We start from the raw sequence: 14,260 nt of genomic DNA, 5'->3' as shown, positions 1-14,260 counted from the left end.
GTTCACGGGACATCAAGCACCATCACGATCGCGTAAGGTGCTTGGGACAAGCACACATCGTGTGCACACGGTTCGCATTGCCCCGGGGGAGTTGTGTGAGCGCGGTCGAGCTCGTTGACGCGAGAAAGTGCTGATGCGGGGCATGGCTATCGATCACCGCTCGCACACGCCGCTCTACATGCAGCTCGCCGCCTTCTTTCGGAACCAGATCGAGTCGGGCCAGCTAAGGCCTGGGAGTGCACTTCCGAGCGAGACGCGGATGACCCAGGAGTATGGGATTGGCCGGGAAGCAATCCGAATGGCCGTCTCGCTCCTGCGTTCCGAGGGACTGGTTCGTACTCAGCGCGGGCACGGCAGCTACGTACGAGATAGCGTCAAACGCAGCACGATCGAGCTTGCCGCAGGCAGTTCGGCGATCGCTCGGATGCCGACCCGAACGGAACGCCACAATCTCGGACTTGACGAAGGCGTGCCGGTACTGGAAATCCGCGACGCCGAGGGCGAAACTGAGGTTCTTCCCGGCGACGAAGTCGAGCTCACTCGTCCCACAAAGGGTTGACCTGCATGAGCATCGATCACCGATCACACACGCCGCTCTACATGCAGCTGGCTGATCTGCTCCGCGATCGAATCGAGTCCGACGAACTACCTTCCGGTGCACCACTGCCGAGCGAGGCGCGGCTGAGCCAGGAGTACGGACTCGGCAGAGTCGCCGTGCGGAAGGCCATCTCGGTTCTGCGATCTGAAGGCTTGGTCACCAGCAGCCGTGGCCAACCCACCCGGGTGCGACCACGTCCCAAACAACGGCTGGTCGAGATCCTGCCGGGAAGCACTATTTCTGCCAGGACGCCGAACAGCAACGAACGTCGACAAATGGATACAGCCGAGGGAGTGCCAATCCTTGAGGTCCGCTCGCCGGACGGGACCGTGCAGACATTCCCGGCTGACGAGGTAGCGCTCAGCTGCCTGTAGCTAGGCTCTTCATGACACGAGCCGTCCAGCACCGACAGATCGCCACGCACTCAGTTGTTACGACACACCGACTGTCGCCGGCCCACCCAAAGCACAGTCGAACGATCGCTCGTTCGGACGCCTCGATGAATCCGAGGGCGATGGAGGGTCACGGCACCCGGCAGGTCAATGACCTCTTCGTCCAGGCGGCGATTCTCGACTCGTACGCCCGCCAGTCCTTGAGCCGGCACGACGCCAAAGTCCGCCGGTGACGGCCGGATGAGCTTGGTGGCGGCGTTCGTACCGATCTGGATTCTCACTGCGGTCGGCTACGCGGCCTGTCGTTGGGGTTTGCTGGGCGAGGCGGCGGCGTCGGTGCTCGGCCGGTTCGTGTTCCATCTTGCGATGCCGTCCGCCCTGTTCCTGGCCCTGTCCCGGATGCCGCTGTCCGGGTTCGCCGGCCGCTCGCTGCTCGCCTTCGCGGTGAGTACCGCTGCGGTCGTCGGGTTCGGGTGGGTCGGGGTCAGCCGGTTGTTCGGTCGCACGCCCGGCGAACGGCCGATCTGGGGCATGGCCGCCGGGTACGTCAACTCGGCGAACCTCGGCATTCCGATCGTCACGCAGGTTCTCGGGGACGTGTCGTTCCTGGCGGAGGTGGTGCTGTTGCAGACGCTGGTGGTGACCCCGGTGATCCTGGTGGCCCTGGACCGGCACAGCGACCCGGCCGGGCGGGTACGGGTCCGCCGTATCGCCTCCCTGCCGGTACGCAATCCGGTGATCCTGGCGTCGCTGCTCGGTGTCGCCTGCTCGGCTGCCGGCCTGCGTCTGCCGTCGGCGGCCGAGGCGCCGCTAACCCTGCTGGCGGGCGCCGCGGTGCCGACCGCCCTGGTCGCGCTCGGCGCGTCGCTGCACGCAACGGCACCGACGCGGGCCGAGCCGGTCAGGCCGACCGAACTGGCCGTGATAACCGCGTTGAAGGTCGTCGCGCAGCCGGTCATCGCGTACGCGGCCGGGCTGGCCTTGGATCTGTCCGCGCCGCAGTTGCTCGCCGTGGTGGTGTGCGCTGGTCTGCCGACCGCGCAGAACACCTACATTTTCGGCCAGGAGTACGGCGTCGGTGAGGCGGTGGCCAATCGGGCGGTGGTGGTGACCACGACGCTGTCCCTGGCCACCCTGGCCGCGGTGGCGGCGTTGCTCGGGTAGGCCCGTCAGCAGTGCGGGCATTGAAGGTCGTAGCGAACGAGCGTTGCGGAAAGCCCCTGTCCCACCCTCGCCGTCGTGGATCTGCACCCGGTAGTGTGCCGTGCCCTGTGCGCCGTCACCTGTGTGCTGTGCTGGGCATGCGATGTGTGCCGGGGAGTCGAACCCCTGCGCCTGCCCTCGGCGCACCAGGAGTGAACCGGATTACCCGCCGGCTCTCGGGTTCGTGCACGCCTCCACGTCGGCTACCTGCTCCGCAACCTCTTCAGTCCAGCAGGTCGACCTCCCAGTTCGTCCGCTGAATCAGGGTGTCGACCTCGCGGAGTTGCCGGGCGAGGTCGTCGGCCTGGCTGCGCAGTTGCGCCACCGGGAGTGCCGGGATCATCTTCAACTCGGACCGCAACTGACGGAACCCTCGCTGGCCCTCACCGGCAGCGGCGTCGGCGGCGGAGGTGACCATGCGGTGCTGCAGGCGAAGCACGTCGCGGCGGGCCAGCGCGTCGGTCAGGGTGCCACCCTCGACCGGGGTGGCGGCGTTGGTGCGGTTGATCCGCCGCATCAACGACTCCAGTTCGCCGAGCACCTCCCCCGCCTCGGTGAGGAGAGCCGCGGCGTCCTCGGCAGGCGTCTCGCCCTCCTGGTATCGAGCGCTGGCGACGATGCGGGCACGGAGTTGTTCGGCGCGACGCGCCGCATCCGCGCGCAGCGCAAGAGCCTCGGCAAGCTTCATGGGCACCAGTATGACCCAGCGAAGATCCACGCCGCCTGCCATTTACCCAGGCAATGGGCGGCCCGCGATGGGTCACGGGCCTGTTGTCCAGCCGGTTCGCCGGACGCGCACTCGGCCGACGCAGCGACAAAGCCTGAGTGATGCACCAGCTCACAGTGGCCCCAGCACGGTCTCCGGGTCGGCGGTCAGGGCCAGGGTGTCCAGCACGGTGAGTAGCTGGCGCTCCTCGTAGCGGAAGTGGGACTCCATGATGGCCGCCAGCCCCTCCAGATGCCGATCCAGCTCGGCGGGCGGGGCAGCCCGGGCCACGGCGGCCTGGAGCCCGGTCAGCAGGTGCGCGATCATCGAATGGTCCTGCCGCAAGTAGTACAGCGTGTCCCGCAGCTCGGGGTGCCGTTCGGCGATGGCGGGGAACAGGTCGCGGTCCTCGCCCTCGTGATGGGCGGTCAGAGCGGCACAGAACCCGTGACAGAACAGCAGCAGATCGCGGGTAGCCGACTCCGCCGACTCCCCGTCGGCCACGGCATCCTGGGTCAGCCGCAGCGCCTCACGCAGCCGGTCGTGCACCCGGCGCAGCTCATTGCTCCAGGCCACCAGCCTGGTCTTCTCGCCCTCACCCACAGGTGAGAGACGAAGGTACGACGATAAGCATCATCGACATCCTTCGGTCCGACGCCTCCATGCCTGACACGGTCTGCCACCGACACGCGACGCTGCGGCCAAAGTACCAGGGGTCGCATCGACGCACCGCCCCGCATGATGCCGCCTGAGACAATGATCAGCATGGCGATCCGTACCGTTGTGCTGGCCCGGCTGCGTCGGATCCGGGAGAGCGGTCGCGGTCGCTGGCTGCGCCGGGCGGTGCTCGCGGGTGCGGTCGGTGCCCTGCTGCTGGTCGCCGCGAGCTGGGCCAGTGTGAGTTGGATCCGGTCCGGCGCCGAAGGGCGGATGCACACCGCGCAGACCGTCCCCGACACCCCGGTCGCCCTGGTGCTGGGCACCCGGGTCCAGCCGGACGGCACCCCGGCGCCCTTCCTCACCGCCCGTCTGGAGATCGCCCGCGAGTTGTACGCCACCGGCAAGGTCCGGGCCGTCCTGGTTTCCGGCGACAACATGAACGCCGACTACAACGAGCCCGAGGCGATGCAGCGCTGGCTGGTAGAAAACGGGGTACCGGCCGACAAGGTGATCCTGGACCACGCCGGCTTCGACACGTACGACTCCTGCGCCCGGGCCAAGCGGATCTTCGGGGTGGAGCGGGCCACCGTGGTGACCCAGCAGTTCCACCTGGCCCGCGCCGTCACGGTCTGCCGCCACCTCGGCGTGGACGCCGTCGGGGTCGGCGACGAAACCGCCCGGGAGTACGCCCGCACCTGGCGGATCAGCTCCACCCGGGAGTACGGCGCCAGCGTGAAGGCCGCGCTGGACGTGCTCTCCGGCCGCGACCCGGTACACCTCGGCCGCCGCGAGACCGGCGTCGACGACGCCCTCAGCAAGGGCTGATCCTGGCTGCTGGCGGAACACGACGCAGCGGCCGACGGTGAGCAGCAGGAGGGCCAGGGCTGCGCTGACGAACCGGATCCAGCGGGCCGCAGTGTCGCCTGTACGACACAGATCTGAGTACCGCTTACTCAGGCGCAGGTACGACGTCCCGGGTCACCATCAGCCCGGGCTCCATTGGGAAGCGGAGACCCACATCCACCAGAGAGAGTGAGTCATCCACCATGTCGTACAGGCGAAACCTCAGCAGATGGGGGGCTCGGGTACTGCTCACCGTCGCGCTCCTCACCGGTGCCGTGGCCGTTGCACCGTCAACCGCCGCGCACGCCGCCGTAGGCGGCTTCGAGGGCGTGCAGGGCGGCCGGGGCTGGGTCGACTTCAACGGCGACGGCCGGGCCGATTTCTGTACGCAATACGGGAATACGGAACTGCGGTGTTCGCTCTCCAACGGCGACAGGCTCGGTCAAGTGATCAGATTGACAAACACGGACCAGGGCAGCCAAGGGAAGGCCTGGGTCGACTTCAACGGCGACGGACGGGCCGACCACTGCCGGGTCGCCGGCGGACGTCTCTCCTGCACCGTCTCGGCCGGCACGTCATTCGGCACGACGTACACCTCGGGGTCGGTCGATCCCGGCTGGACCGCCGGTCAGGCCTGGATCGACTTCAACGGCGACGGACGGGCCGACTACTGCCGGGTGATCGGGTCCTGGAGCCAGAAGGTCCAGTGCACTGTCTCCACGGGGACGGGCTTCGGCGCCACCTACACCTCGGGCAACCTCGAGGCGGGCTGGGACGCCGGTCGAGGCTGGACGGACATCAACGGGGACGGCCGGGCGGACTACTGTCGGGTCGTGGACAAAAGCAAGCTCCAGTGCACCCTGTCCACGGGTACCGGGTTCGGCAGCACCTTCACCTCTGGAAACCTGGACGGTGGGTGGGACGACAGCCGCGTCTGGGTCGACTTCAACGGCGACGGACGCGCCGACTACTGCCGGGTCATCGGCCTGCTCGCGGGGCAGCGGCAGCTCCAGTGCACCGTCTCCACCGGCAACAACTTCGGGGCAACCTACACGTCGCCCTACCTGGACGCCGGATACACGGATACTGCGAAATGGGCCGACTTCAATGGTGACGGCCGTGCCGACTACTGCCGACAGACCAACGACTTCAGTGGCTGCACGGTGTCGACCGGGGACGGCTTCGGTGCCACCTACTCCCACCGGGACCGCCACCAGCTGCTTCTCACCGTCTCACACGGCTGGGTGGACCTCAACGGAGACGGCCGGATCGATCACGGGTACTCGTTCGACGGGAGCACCAGCTTCTGGCTCAACCTCGGGCTCAGTTGGAGCCTCGCCCACGTCCACCCGGCATAGGGCCCTTCTCGACCGGGCGACCGGTGGACCCCGTCTGACGACAATTCACCGCTTGGTCGCTGATTCACCGCAGCAACGATGAACGGTTGTGCCCCCGGTCCATGACCGGGGGCACAACTGTGTCCCGCAACGTCGGATCGACCTGCCGACCTGGGCGAACGACCGCAATCAGACGTTGAAGCGGAACTTAGAGCCGCTGCCCTGCCACCAGCGGGAACAGCGCACCACGCCTGCTCGCACGGCGTCTCAGGTTGCCATCGTTGATGGCTGGTTGCCAGCGTTTCACGGTGTCTTGTGCCCCCTGTGTGCCCCACACTGCCAGGGGGATCTCTCGAATCGCCCGGGCCTGCGGTGGTCGTGACCTGCGGCCGAGCGGTCACTTTCCCCGCCAGTCCCCCACGGCGACCTATCGACCTGGCACGGATCTGGCACTCCGTGCGGCTGCCTGTGCCCGCGACACACGACGCTCCATCCGCCATCGAACGAGACCGTAAGCCAGGAACGGAAACGCACCGAGCAAGAGGCCGCTAGCGACCACGACAAGCCACCGCATGACCCTGTTCCAGGCCGCCTGTTGAGCGACGACATCCTCCCAAGGAGGTTGCGGTTGCAGGACGAAGGGGGCGCAGCACCCAACCACGGTCGCCGCGATCACCAGGAAGCCACCAGTCATCAGGGCGAGACGGCTCCGAGTCACGGTGGGCATGGTTTCACGCTTCGCCCGTTAAGGTCTGCCCTCAAGCTTGCCGATGCTCCGCGCCGTCAGTTTGGAAGGTGCATTGATCTGCACCCTTGGTCTCCCAGACAGGGCGGTTGACCAGGGGCAGCGGTAGCTCTCTGTGCCGAGCGGGTCCGCTCAATGCTCCGTTGTTGACCCCTGCTGGCTCCCTGAACGGGCACGCGTCGGGCACGCGCCGGCTGCCGTGAGGTGCGGTCTACTGTTGCCGCCATCCGTATTGCTGATGCGCTCAACCACGCGGTGCCGCCAGGCTGTAGACATGCCGTCGTTCTACATCATGGCGCTTGGCCTCGTCCCCGATGGCGAAGCGGGAGGGGCAGAGTCGTGTCATCTCATTCCCCGAGCATGGGGCGTGGCGATATTCGATTGGGCTTTGCTGGCTTCTCAGCACAAGATGCACGTGCCTTATCAACTAGCCGACTCCTACGCGCATAGTTGCAATTTAGAGTTCCGGGTAGAGGCAGATACGGCGGATGCGGCGGTCCAAAGCTTCCGCTCTATTACTGTTGCCTTGCTTGCTTCGGGTGTAGCACCGTTCGGGGTGCCGATGGTGTCGACGCACAGTATCAACGACTTCTCCAATATCAGCGGGGCGGCACGCGACGAAAATGACCCGCGCCACGAGCGCGCAAAGCGGATTGCCTCGAAGGAGGAGGTTGTTGAGATCTGGCCTGCCGCTACAAGCAGCGGAGGGCGGGCCGCACTAGGTGCCACCCGTCGTGTGTCGGCGGAACTTCTTGCGGAAGCAACCAGCGAGGCTGAGCTGTGGCGCGACCTGGTGAAGCACCAGCCCGTGTTGCACGTGCTGGAAGACACGATCCTTTCCGTTCCGCAAACAACCAATATTGGTCAGGGAATCCTTCAAATGTGGACAGGTCTCGAATCGCTCTTCCCAAAAGTTCAGAGCGAGGTATCTTTTAGGCTTGCTCTTTACCTGGCGCAACTTCAAGGAGCGGCCAAGAGTCGCCTCACGTATTTCAATGAGGCCAAAAAGGCGTATAACGTTCGATCGAAGATTGCTCATGGTGGAAGCCTTCGAGATGATACCGAGCAAAATCGAGAGAAATGGTCTTCATCTTGGGCGTTGCTCATCGACGCATACAGGGCGATCCTGGCTCGTCGTGGGTTGCCCAACGAAGAGGAGTTAATCGCGGAACTCCTTAGGAATGCCGATGAAGCGGGCGGGGATGCAAACCCCCGCTCGCAAAGCGGGTTGCCATCCCGTCTGCCGCCGACCCGCCCGTCTGGGGAGCGGGCCGCCGCCCGGCCCGCCACGTCAAGCGGACCTTGACGCACGTACGGGCGCTGGCGGGTCGGGCGGTGGTCTGCTCGGCTCGCCCGGGTCGTCGTCTGGCGGGATGGCCCTGCGCAACCACCCACGGACCGCGACGCGCGGACGGAGCCCCGGCCATCCTGGAGTCGTTGCGCCCCCGCCGGAGGCGCAGTAACCGCGACCGGTCCACGCGCCGCGACCCGCCTGCACGGGCCCGGCGTGCCCTTCCCCTGCGCCGCGTCGCTCGGGCGCGGCGCGGCCGGCTGCCGGCGACGAACCTCCACCACTCCTGGACCCGTCCCGTCTGCCGCGGCCCATGGGCTTTCCGCTCTCCGCGCCAGCCGCTGGGCGTGTTGCGTGGCCGGAGTCGGAGCGACAGCGGAGCGACGGACGCGCGCCCAGGCGGCGGCGCGTGCGGCCCGTTCAGGGCCGCCTTGAAGACGTACAGAAAGTTTGAACCACTTCGCCGGGCAGCCGGCCGGCTACTGCCCTAACGCCGCCGCGTGCCTGCTGGCGCGGTCGATCAGCGTGGCAGCCTCATCGGGCTGGACCACGGACGTGTCAACGACAATGTCGGCGGTCGTGAGTGGCTCAGTGGCGTCCCAAGCGCTGAGGCGTTCAGCCGTGTCGCCGGTCTGACGGGCGGTTATGCGCTGCACTGCCAGATCGCGGGGACAGGTGAGAGCAACTACGGTCCATCGGACCGCTGGGAGCGCCTTCCGGACGGCGTCGACGGCGTCGACCTGGCCGAGGTGCAGCACGGGGACTCCTTGCCCAAGGTGCTGACGCAGAGCTGGCGCATCGACGACGTAGGTAGAGCGGTACCGCCGGTTCTCCCAGAGCACGTCACCTGCGGCCCGGAGCGCTGCCAGGTGTTGATCGGTGCTCATGCGATAGCCGGCCGTTCGACCGCTGCCAACTTTTAGCCGCTCGAACTGCTGGTAGCTGTTGTCGAGCTGGTGCAGCGCTTCGGTGATGGTGTCCTTGCCTGATGCTGGCGGACCATAGAGGATGACGCCGCGCATCAGTCGAGTTCCAGCCCCATGAGCGACTTCACGAGCGCTTCCGCCTGGTCCTGAAGCGGGCTAGCCGACGTGCAGTTGTTGATGACAACGTGATCGGTCAGTGGGCGGGCTTCGATGTCGATCCGGCTGAGGTAGCCGGGCCAGTCTGCAAGCTTCGCGGTGTCCCGGGCAGCTCCGCGCCTGCGGATGTACATGTTCATGGTGTCCGGGTCGCAGTACACCCACACCACGCTCACGCTTGCTCCAAGATCCGCGAACCTGGCTCGGGCTCGCTCCAGCCACTGAGGGTTCTGAAACTCGGCGATGAACGGTGCGGTAACGATGACGCTGTTGCCGCACTGCACGTTCTCTTCCGCCGCACTGTTCAGTGCCTCGTACTCGCGTGGTCGGACAAGCTTCAAGTAGGTCTCAGACTCCCGATCGTTCGGAGACTGGCCGAGAATCTCTAGCGCTGCCTCGACGATGGGACGCGTCAAGGTGTCCTTGTCGAGCATGGGCCATCCGGTAGCCCGTGCCAGGATTCGGCCCAACTCGGTCTTGCCGCTGCCTGCATATCCGCCGATGAGCACCACACGCGGCTTGGGTAGACGAACCGGGCCACGACGTTCCTGGTTAGGCACCCGTACGACGCGCTTCGAGCGGGACTTGCTTTCGATGAATCCTTCTGCCTCAAGGATCTTCATCGCGCCAGTGATGGTGAATCCGCTGGTGTCCCATTCGGCGGCCATCTCGCGGCTTGACGGAAGCACGTCACCGTCTCGGCGGACCCCTGCCGCGATCTCGTTGCGGATGTGCCGGGCGATCTGCTGCTGCTTGGACTCACCCCGGGTCAACCGGGGCCGGGGTGATGACATGGGCATCCTCAGGCGTGGGTGACTACCTACCAGATGCTACCAGTTGCCTAACAGACGGGCTTGCCCCTGACCGCTAGCCACGCCAGTTCAGATAGTGCATAGCTAACAGTTGCTTTGCTATCCAACCAACTGTTAGCGTCGATGCATCGGGCAGTCGTCCATAGGGGACGCGCTCAAGAACCCTGGAGGTATCGCGTGAAGCTGTACGTGGACACCAAGGCGAAGCAGGTGACGGTGTCGAAGGACCCGGAGCCGAAGAACGACCAGAACGGCAATCAGCGGTCGGAGAAGGGAACGGGCCGGCTCATGTGGTCCACCCAGGTCTTCGTTCTCGACGAGAACGGCGGTGAGGTCATCACCATCACCACGGCGGGTGAGAAGCCGAGTGTGATGGTGGGGCAGCTCATCGAGGTCGAGCAGTTGGAGGCCATCCCGTGGGCGACCAACGGGCGTAACGGCGTGGCGTTTCGTGCGATCTCGCTGAAGCCGAAGGCTGGTTCCTCGGCCAAGTAAGTCCTTCGCACAGCGTGCTGTGTGAAGCCTGCGGTGTCTCCTCGCGCATCTGCGCGTGTAGCGGTCTGATGGTCCGCTGATCTGTTCCATGACGTCCGGAAACGGTTCTGGCTCGCACGTTTCCGGCCGGTGGCCACGTCAGGTGGTCACAACCCTATGAGGCGCGGGGTCGGTACTGGCTCGCATACCTGCCGACCCCGCCTGCCCTTCCAACCCGTCCGCCCCTTTGTCGTGGGGAGTGGTTGTCGTGCTCATTTCCGCTGTCGTGTTCGCCGTCGTCGCGGCGACGTTCTACGCCGGTCATCAGGTGGCCGATCACGTGTTCGGCCAGTCGGACAAGCAGGCCGCGCACAAGGCCGCGCCGGGCTGGCACGGCTGGCGTCACCTGCTGGGCCACGTCGTGGCCTATCACCTCGTGGTGGTGGTCATGTTGGCCGTCACCATCGTCGCGTTGGAGTTGCCCGTCACTGCCCTCGGCTTGGCCGCTGGGCTGGGTTTCTCCGCGATCAGTCACGCGGTTCTCGACCGGCGTTGGCCGGTGCGGTGGCTGCTGACCCACACCGGCAGTAGCGATTTCGCGGACCGTCAGGCCCCGATCTGCGGGATGTACCTGGCCGATCAGTCCCTACACGCCGCGTGCCTGTGGGTGTCGTCCCTGTTCATCGCCTGCATCTGACCTTCTGGTCAGCGCCTCTGGAAATCGAGCACGGGGCCGGTACTGGCTCGCAACCTGCCGACCCCGGGCTCTCCAACCCATCCACCCCAATTACTTGGGAGGACGTGTCATGTCCAAGTCTAGCCCTCGCCGCCCCTTCGGCGGGAAGTCAACCGGAACGGTGACGGTCATCGAGGCCCGTGTCCACCGGTCCTGGGCCCGTAACGCCCGCATGGCGTTCGTCCTGACGGCGGTCATCGCCGGCATCTTGGCGGCCGTGGTCGCCTCCTCCTACATGCACCCGATCCTTGCCCTGTTCGTCGGCATCATTGTCGGCGTTCCCCTGGGCGGCATCGTGTGGGTGCTGGTCCGCATCTGGCCGGTGATCCGGCTGCTGTGGTGGTGGACCCCGGAAATCATCCTCGCGGTCGTTCTGCTGACCGGCTGGGTGCAGCTCGCCTCCCACACTCCGACTCTGGTGACGCTGCTCGTTGTCGCCCTGGTCGTGGGTGTCCCGGCTGGCGTCCCGGTGATCCGCCGCCGTGTGGTGGCGTGGGGATGGTGCCTCGTGGTGAGGCATCGACTGCGGGTGTGCTTCGCGCAGTTCATCATCGCCAACCAGTCCGGTTCACTGCCGCTGATCCTGTGGGCCATTCCGACCCCGGTCGGTGAACGAGTCTGGGTCTACCTGCGCCCTGGCCTGTCGGTCAAGGACCTCGAATCACGGCTCGACAAGATCGCTGTGACCTGCCACGCCTCCACCGTGCTCATCGAACGGGCATCGGACGGCAACTCCGCCTACGTGCGGTTCGACATCAAACGCCGCGAGGTGCTGAACGCCAACGTGGCCTCGCCGCTGGTCGACGTGATCGACCCGGACACCCCCACCGTCGAGCAGGCACCCCCGGTGGTGCCGACCGCTCTGGACCTGCCCGACGTGCAGGCACCCACCATCACCCTGCCCAAGCAGGGCAGCACGGCCGACCGAAAGCCGGCCACCACCAGTTCGGCCAACGGCAGCAAGCCCGCGGCAACGTCCTCCACCGCCGAGGACGACGTTTCCGACTGGATCTGACCTCTTCCCACCAGGACGCGAGGAGCCGTCACGGCTCATTCGTGTGGCTTCTCGCGCCCACCAATTGCCCAAGGAGGGCATCTCATGGCTACCGCTACCGCCTCCCCTTCTGCGGGGGTTCCGGTGGGGCCTGGTCTGTCGATGTTCGACCCGATCTTCATCGGCATCGACGAGTTCGGCCAGCCCGTCTACATCACCCTCGCCTACCGCAACCTCCTCGCCGGCGGTGAACCCGGCGGAGGTAAATCCGGCCTCCTCAACGCCATCGCCGCACACGCCGCCCTCTCCGTCGACTCCCGCCTCGTCCTCCTCGACGGCAAGCTCGTCGAACTGGGGCAATGGGAAGACTCCGCTGACGCGTTCATCGGTCCCGACATGCCCGCCGCCCTCGACGTCCTGCGGCGGCTCCAGGTCGTGATGAACAACCGCTACGCCTGGCTACGCGCCCACAACCGCCGCAAGCTCACCGCCGCCGACCGCCTGTCCGTGATCACGGTCCTGGTCGACGAAATCGCCTTCTACTCCGCCACCGTCGGAGCCAAGCAGGAACAAGAAGAGTTCGTCGCTCTCCTGCGGGACCTGGTCGCCCGAGGCCGTGCCGCCGGCATCCCCGTCGTGGCCGCCACCCAGCGGCCATCCTTCGACATCATCCCCACCAGCCTGCGGGACCTGTTCGGCTACCGGGCCGCGTTCCGCTGCACCACCCCCAACAGCTCCAACATCGTCCTCGGCCACGGATGGGCCGAGCAGGGCTACTCCGCCACCGACATCGCCCCCACCAATCAGGGCGCCGCATACCTCATCGCCGAGGGCGGTGTCCCGCGTCGTATCAAGGTCGCCTACCTGACCGATGCGCAGATCGCCGGGATCGCGGACTACGCCGCCTGGATCCGCCGGCCACGCCGGTTACCGACCCTCGTCCCCGACCTCACCCAGGTCGACATGGGGAAAGCGGCATGACCACCCGCGAACGCGCCTACGCCAAGGCCAGCAACCAGCGGGCCAACCAATACACCGAAATCTGGGTCGTCGGCACCCCGGAAGACCTGGCCGTGATGATCCACGCCGCCCGCGCCACGGGCCGGCTCGTCTACGTCTCCGCCCCACACGCCATGGGTGGTGACGACACCCGCCACCGCCGCTACCTGCGGCTGCGCAACCACTAGCCGGTCGACAGGACCAGTGATTCGCCTGCCAGCAGATCTGGTCCTGCCGACCTCCACCAAGCCCTTCTGAAAGGACGTGGCTGCCATGAAGGCTACCCACCAACCGCCCACCCTCGCGCCGGTCACCCCGGCCGATCTGCTGCGGATGGCTGCCCTCTACCTACGCCGGCACGGCTGGCACCAGGGCACCTACTACGCCACCACCAACATCCTGACGCCGCCGGCCTGCGCCGCCGGGGCCATCGCCATCGCCGCCGCCGGCCACCGCGTCGAGCACTTCTCCCAACTCGCCCCCGACGTCCAGGGCGACTACCTCGCCGCGCTCGGCGTGTTCGTCGACTACCTCGACACCGCCGAACCGCTGTTCCTCATCGACGAGGACGGCTACCTCATCGACGAACACACCTCCCCGTACTCGTGGAACGACGACCCCGGCCGCACCGCCGAGCAGGTCATCACCGCCCTTGAGACGGCCGCCGACGAATGGGACTGCCTCCACACCACGGGAGGTGAGAACCGGTGAGCACCGTCAAGAAGTCCTTGACACCTGTCGCTCCGCGACAGAGGCGGCGGGAAGTCGTCGAGAACACCGAGTTCGCAGGCTTCGCCCGGCGCATTATTCGCGCTCACGGCCGCCGCGTCGCAACAGGGGATGTGGAAGCCCTCCGTGACTTGACCGCCCTGTCGGCAGCCATCGACCAGGCCATCACCGACGCCGTGATCGGTCTCCGCGCCTTCGGCTACTCATGGGCCGAGATCGGCTCCCGCCTCGGCATCTCCCGACAAGCCGCCCAGCAACGCTGGGGTGATCGGCCATGACCGACTTCGCTGACCACATCGGGCTGCGGGTCCGCTTCTACGACCCGCTCGGCACCCGCTACGGGTTCCCCACCTTCCCCTACCGGATGGCCCCCACCGGCCTGGCCACTCGCCGTCAGCTCCGTGCCGCCGGCCTGCGGCCCGGTGGTCATGACCCGGTCGCCCAGATCCTCTGGCGACGCGGCAAGCGGGTCGCCTACCTCTACCGCCTCGACTGCGCCAAACCCAAGCGCACCGCCACCCCCGCACAACGGGAGGCCATTGCGAAGGCGCTGACTGCTCGGCGGACCTGCCGCTACTGCGCCCAGGTCAAGCCCTACTACATCCGTCGCCGCTACGGCTGCTGCTTCGACTGCCACGAAGGAGACTCCTGATGGGCGT

General features: G+C 66.6%; 19 protein-coding genes. 15 read left to right on the top strand and 4 right to left on the bottom strand.

All coding sequences use genetic code 11. From position 1 onward, the window contains the following. The first annotated feature begins 142 nt into the window (after positions 1–142). From ACLQ2T_RS09760 to ACLQ2T_RS09745, 4 genes are all read left to right on the top strand, one after another. Positions 143–559, top strand: a complete 417-nt coding sequence (locus ACLQ2T_RS09760) for a GntR family transcriptional regulator (RefSeq protein WP_425765680.1) — start codon at positions 143–145, stop codon at positions 557–559. A gap of 5 nt (positions 560–564) precedes the next feature. After that, positions 565–972, top strand: a complete 408-nt coding sequence (locus tag ACLQ2T_RS09755; protein WP_425765679.1) for a GntR family transcriptional regulator — start codon at positions 565–567, stop codon at positions 970–972. Between the two features lie 125 nt (positions 973–1,097). Beyond that, positions 1,098–1,223, top strand: a complete 126-nt coding sequence (locus tag ACLQ2T_RS09750; RefSeq protein ID WP_425765678.1) for a hypothetical protein — start codon at positions 1,098–1,100, stop codon at positions 1,221–1,223. A 7-nt stretch (positions 1,224–1,230) separates the two neighbouring features. Next, positions 1,231–2,154, top strand: a complete 924-nt coding sequence (locus ACLQ2T_RS09745; protein WP_425765677.1) for an AEC family transporter — start codon at positions 1,231–1,233, stop codon at positions 2,152–2,154. A 262-nt stretch (positions 2,155–2,416) separates the two neighbouring features. On the opposite strand, the gene ACLQ2T_RS09740 is transcribed toward ACLQ2T_RS09745, so the two are convergent. Together ACLQ2T_RS09740 and ACLQ2T_RS09735 are read right to left on the bottom strand one after the other, a co-directional pair. Then, positions 2,417–2,881: a DIP1984 family protein gene (locus tag ACLQ2T_RS09740; protein WP_425765676.1), complete on the bottom strand. Its 465-nt coding sequence runs from the start codon at positions 2,879–2,881 to the stop codon at positions 2,417–2,419. A 150-nt stretch (positions 2,882–3,031) separates the two neighbouring features. After that, positions 3,032–3,502 carry a hemerythrin domain-containing protein gene (locus tag ACLQ2T_RS09735; RefSeq protein ID WP_425765675.1) on the bottom strand — a complete coding sequence of 157 codons (471 nt, stop codon included), beginning with the start codon at positions 3,500–3,502 and terminating at the stop codon, positions 3,032–3,034. A gap of 162 nt (positions 3,503–3,664) precedes the next feature. Between ACLQ2T_RS09735 and ACLQ2T_RS09730 the strand changes: the two genes are divergently transcribed. The 3 genes from ACLQ2T_RS09730 to ACLQ2T_RS09720 all read left to right on the top strand — a co-directional run bounded on the left by ACLQ2T_RS09730 (position 3,665) and on the right by ACLQ2T_RS09720 (position 7,790). After that, a complete protein-coding gene (locus tag ACLQ2T_RS09730; RefSeq protein WP_425765674.1) occupies positions 3,665–4,384 on the top strand; it encodes a SanA/YdcF family protein in 720 nt (239 codons plus the stop codon). Positions 4,385–4,605: 221 nt separating this feature from the next. Continuing rightward, positions 4,606–5,760: an FG-GAP repeat domain-containing protein gene (locus ACLQ2T_RS09725; protein ID WP_425765673.1), complete on the top strand. Its 1,155-nt coding sequence runs from the start codon at positions 4,606–4,608 to the stop codon at positions 5,758–5,760. Between the two features lie 998 nt (positions 5,761–6,758). After that, a complete protein-coding gene (locus tag ACLQ2T_RS09720; RefSeq protein ID WP_425765672.1) occupies positions 6,759–7,790 on the top strand; it encodes a hypothetical protein in 1,032 nt (343 codons plus the stop codon). 464 nt (positions 7,791–8,254) lie between these two features. Here ACLQ2T_RS09720 and ACLQ2T_RS09715 read toward each other — a convergent pair whose 3' ends face one another. Further along, a complete protein-coding gene (locus ACLQ2T_RS09715) occupies positions 8,255–8,797 on the bottom strand; it encodes a phosphotransferase-like protein (protein WP_425765671.1) in 543 nt (180 codons plus the stop codon). After that, positions 8,797–9,630, bottom strand: a complete 834-nt coding sequence (locus tag ACLQ2T_RS09710) for an AAA family ATPase (protein ID WP_425765670.1) — start codon at positions 9,628–9,630, stop codon at positions 8,797–8,799. Before ACLQ2T_RS09710 ends, ACLQ2T_RS09715 begins: the two co-directional genes overlap by 1 nt. Positions 9,631–9,846: 216 nt before the next feature. Here ACLQ2T_RS09710 and ACLQ2T_RS09705 point away from each other — a divergent pair, with 216 nt between their 5' ends. From ACLQ2T_RS09705 to ACLQ2T_RS09670, 8 genes are all read left to right on the top strand, one after another. Beyond that, positions 9,847–10,164 (top strand): hypothetical protein, encoded by a 318-nt coding sequence (locus ACLQ2T_RS09705; RefSeq protein ID WP_425765669.1) that lies wholly within the window; start codon positions 9,847–9,849, stop codon positions 10,162–10,164. 247 nt (positions 10,165–10,411) lie between these two features. Continuing rightward, positions 10,412–10,840 carry a DUF3307 domain-containing protein gene (locus ACLQ2T_RS09700; protein WP_425765668.1) on the top strand — a complete coding sequence of 143 codons (429 nt, stop codon included), beginning with the start codon at positions 10,412–10,414 and terminating at the stop codon, positions 10,838–10,840. A gap of 109 nt (positions 10,841–10,949) precedes the next feature. After that, on the top strand, positions 10,950–11,894 hold the full coding sequence (locus ACLQ2T_RS09695; protein ID WP_425765667.1) for a hypothetical protein: 945 nt from the start codon (positions 10,950–10,952) through the stop codon (positions 11,892–11,894). A gap of 84 nt (positions 11,895–11,978) precedes the next feature. Then, entirely contained in the window at positions 11,979–12,854 is an 876-nt protein-coding gene (locus ACLQ2T_RS09690; protein WP_425765666.1) for an FtsK/SpoIIIE domain-containing protein, read from the top strand. Continuing rightward, positions 12,851–13,060, top strand: coding sequence for a hypothetical protein (locus ACLQ2T_RS09685; protein ID WP_425765665.1), 210 nt, complete (start codon positions 12,851–12,853; stop codon positions 13,058–13,060). The genes ACLQ2T_RS09690 and ACLQ2T_RS09685 overlap by 4 nt, the downstream gene beginning before the upstream one ends. An 85-nt stretch (positions 13,061–13,145) precedes the next feature. Further along, positions 13,146–13,583 (top strand): DUF6197 family protein, encoded by a 438-nt coding sequence (locus tag ACLQ2T_RS09680; RefSeq protein ID WP_425765664.1) that lies wholly within the window; start codon positions 13,146–13,148, stop codon positions 13,581–13,583. Further along, entirely contained in the window at positions 13,580–13,879 is a 300-nt protein-coding gene (locus tag ACLQ2T_RS09675) for a hypothetical protein (RefSeq protein WP_425765663.1), read from the top strand. Before ACLQ2T_RS09680 ends, ACLQ2T_RS09675 begins: the two co-directional genes overlap by 4 nt. After that, a complete protein-coding gene (locus tag ACLQ2T_RS09670; protein ID WP_425765662.1) occupies positions 13,876–14,253 on the top strand; it encodes an RRQRL motif-containing zinc-binding protein in 378 nt (125 codons plus the stop codon). The genes ACLQ2T_RS09675 and ACLQ2T_RS09670 overlap by 4 nt, the downstream gene beginning before the upstream one ends. Positions 14,254–14,260: the final 7 nt, after the last annotated feature.

Source organism: Micromonospora sp. DT229, assembly GCF_049844505.1.
Classification (GTDB): Bacteria; Actinomycetota; Actinomycetes; order Mycobacteriales; family Micromonosporaceae; genus Micromonospora.
Note: the sequence above shows the minus strand (reverse complement) of the source record. Positions and strands in the feature narration are given on the sequence as shown.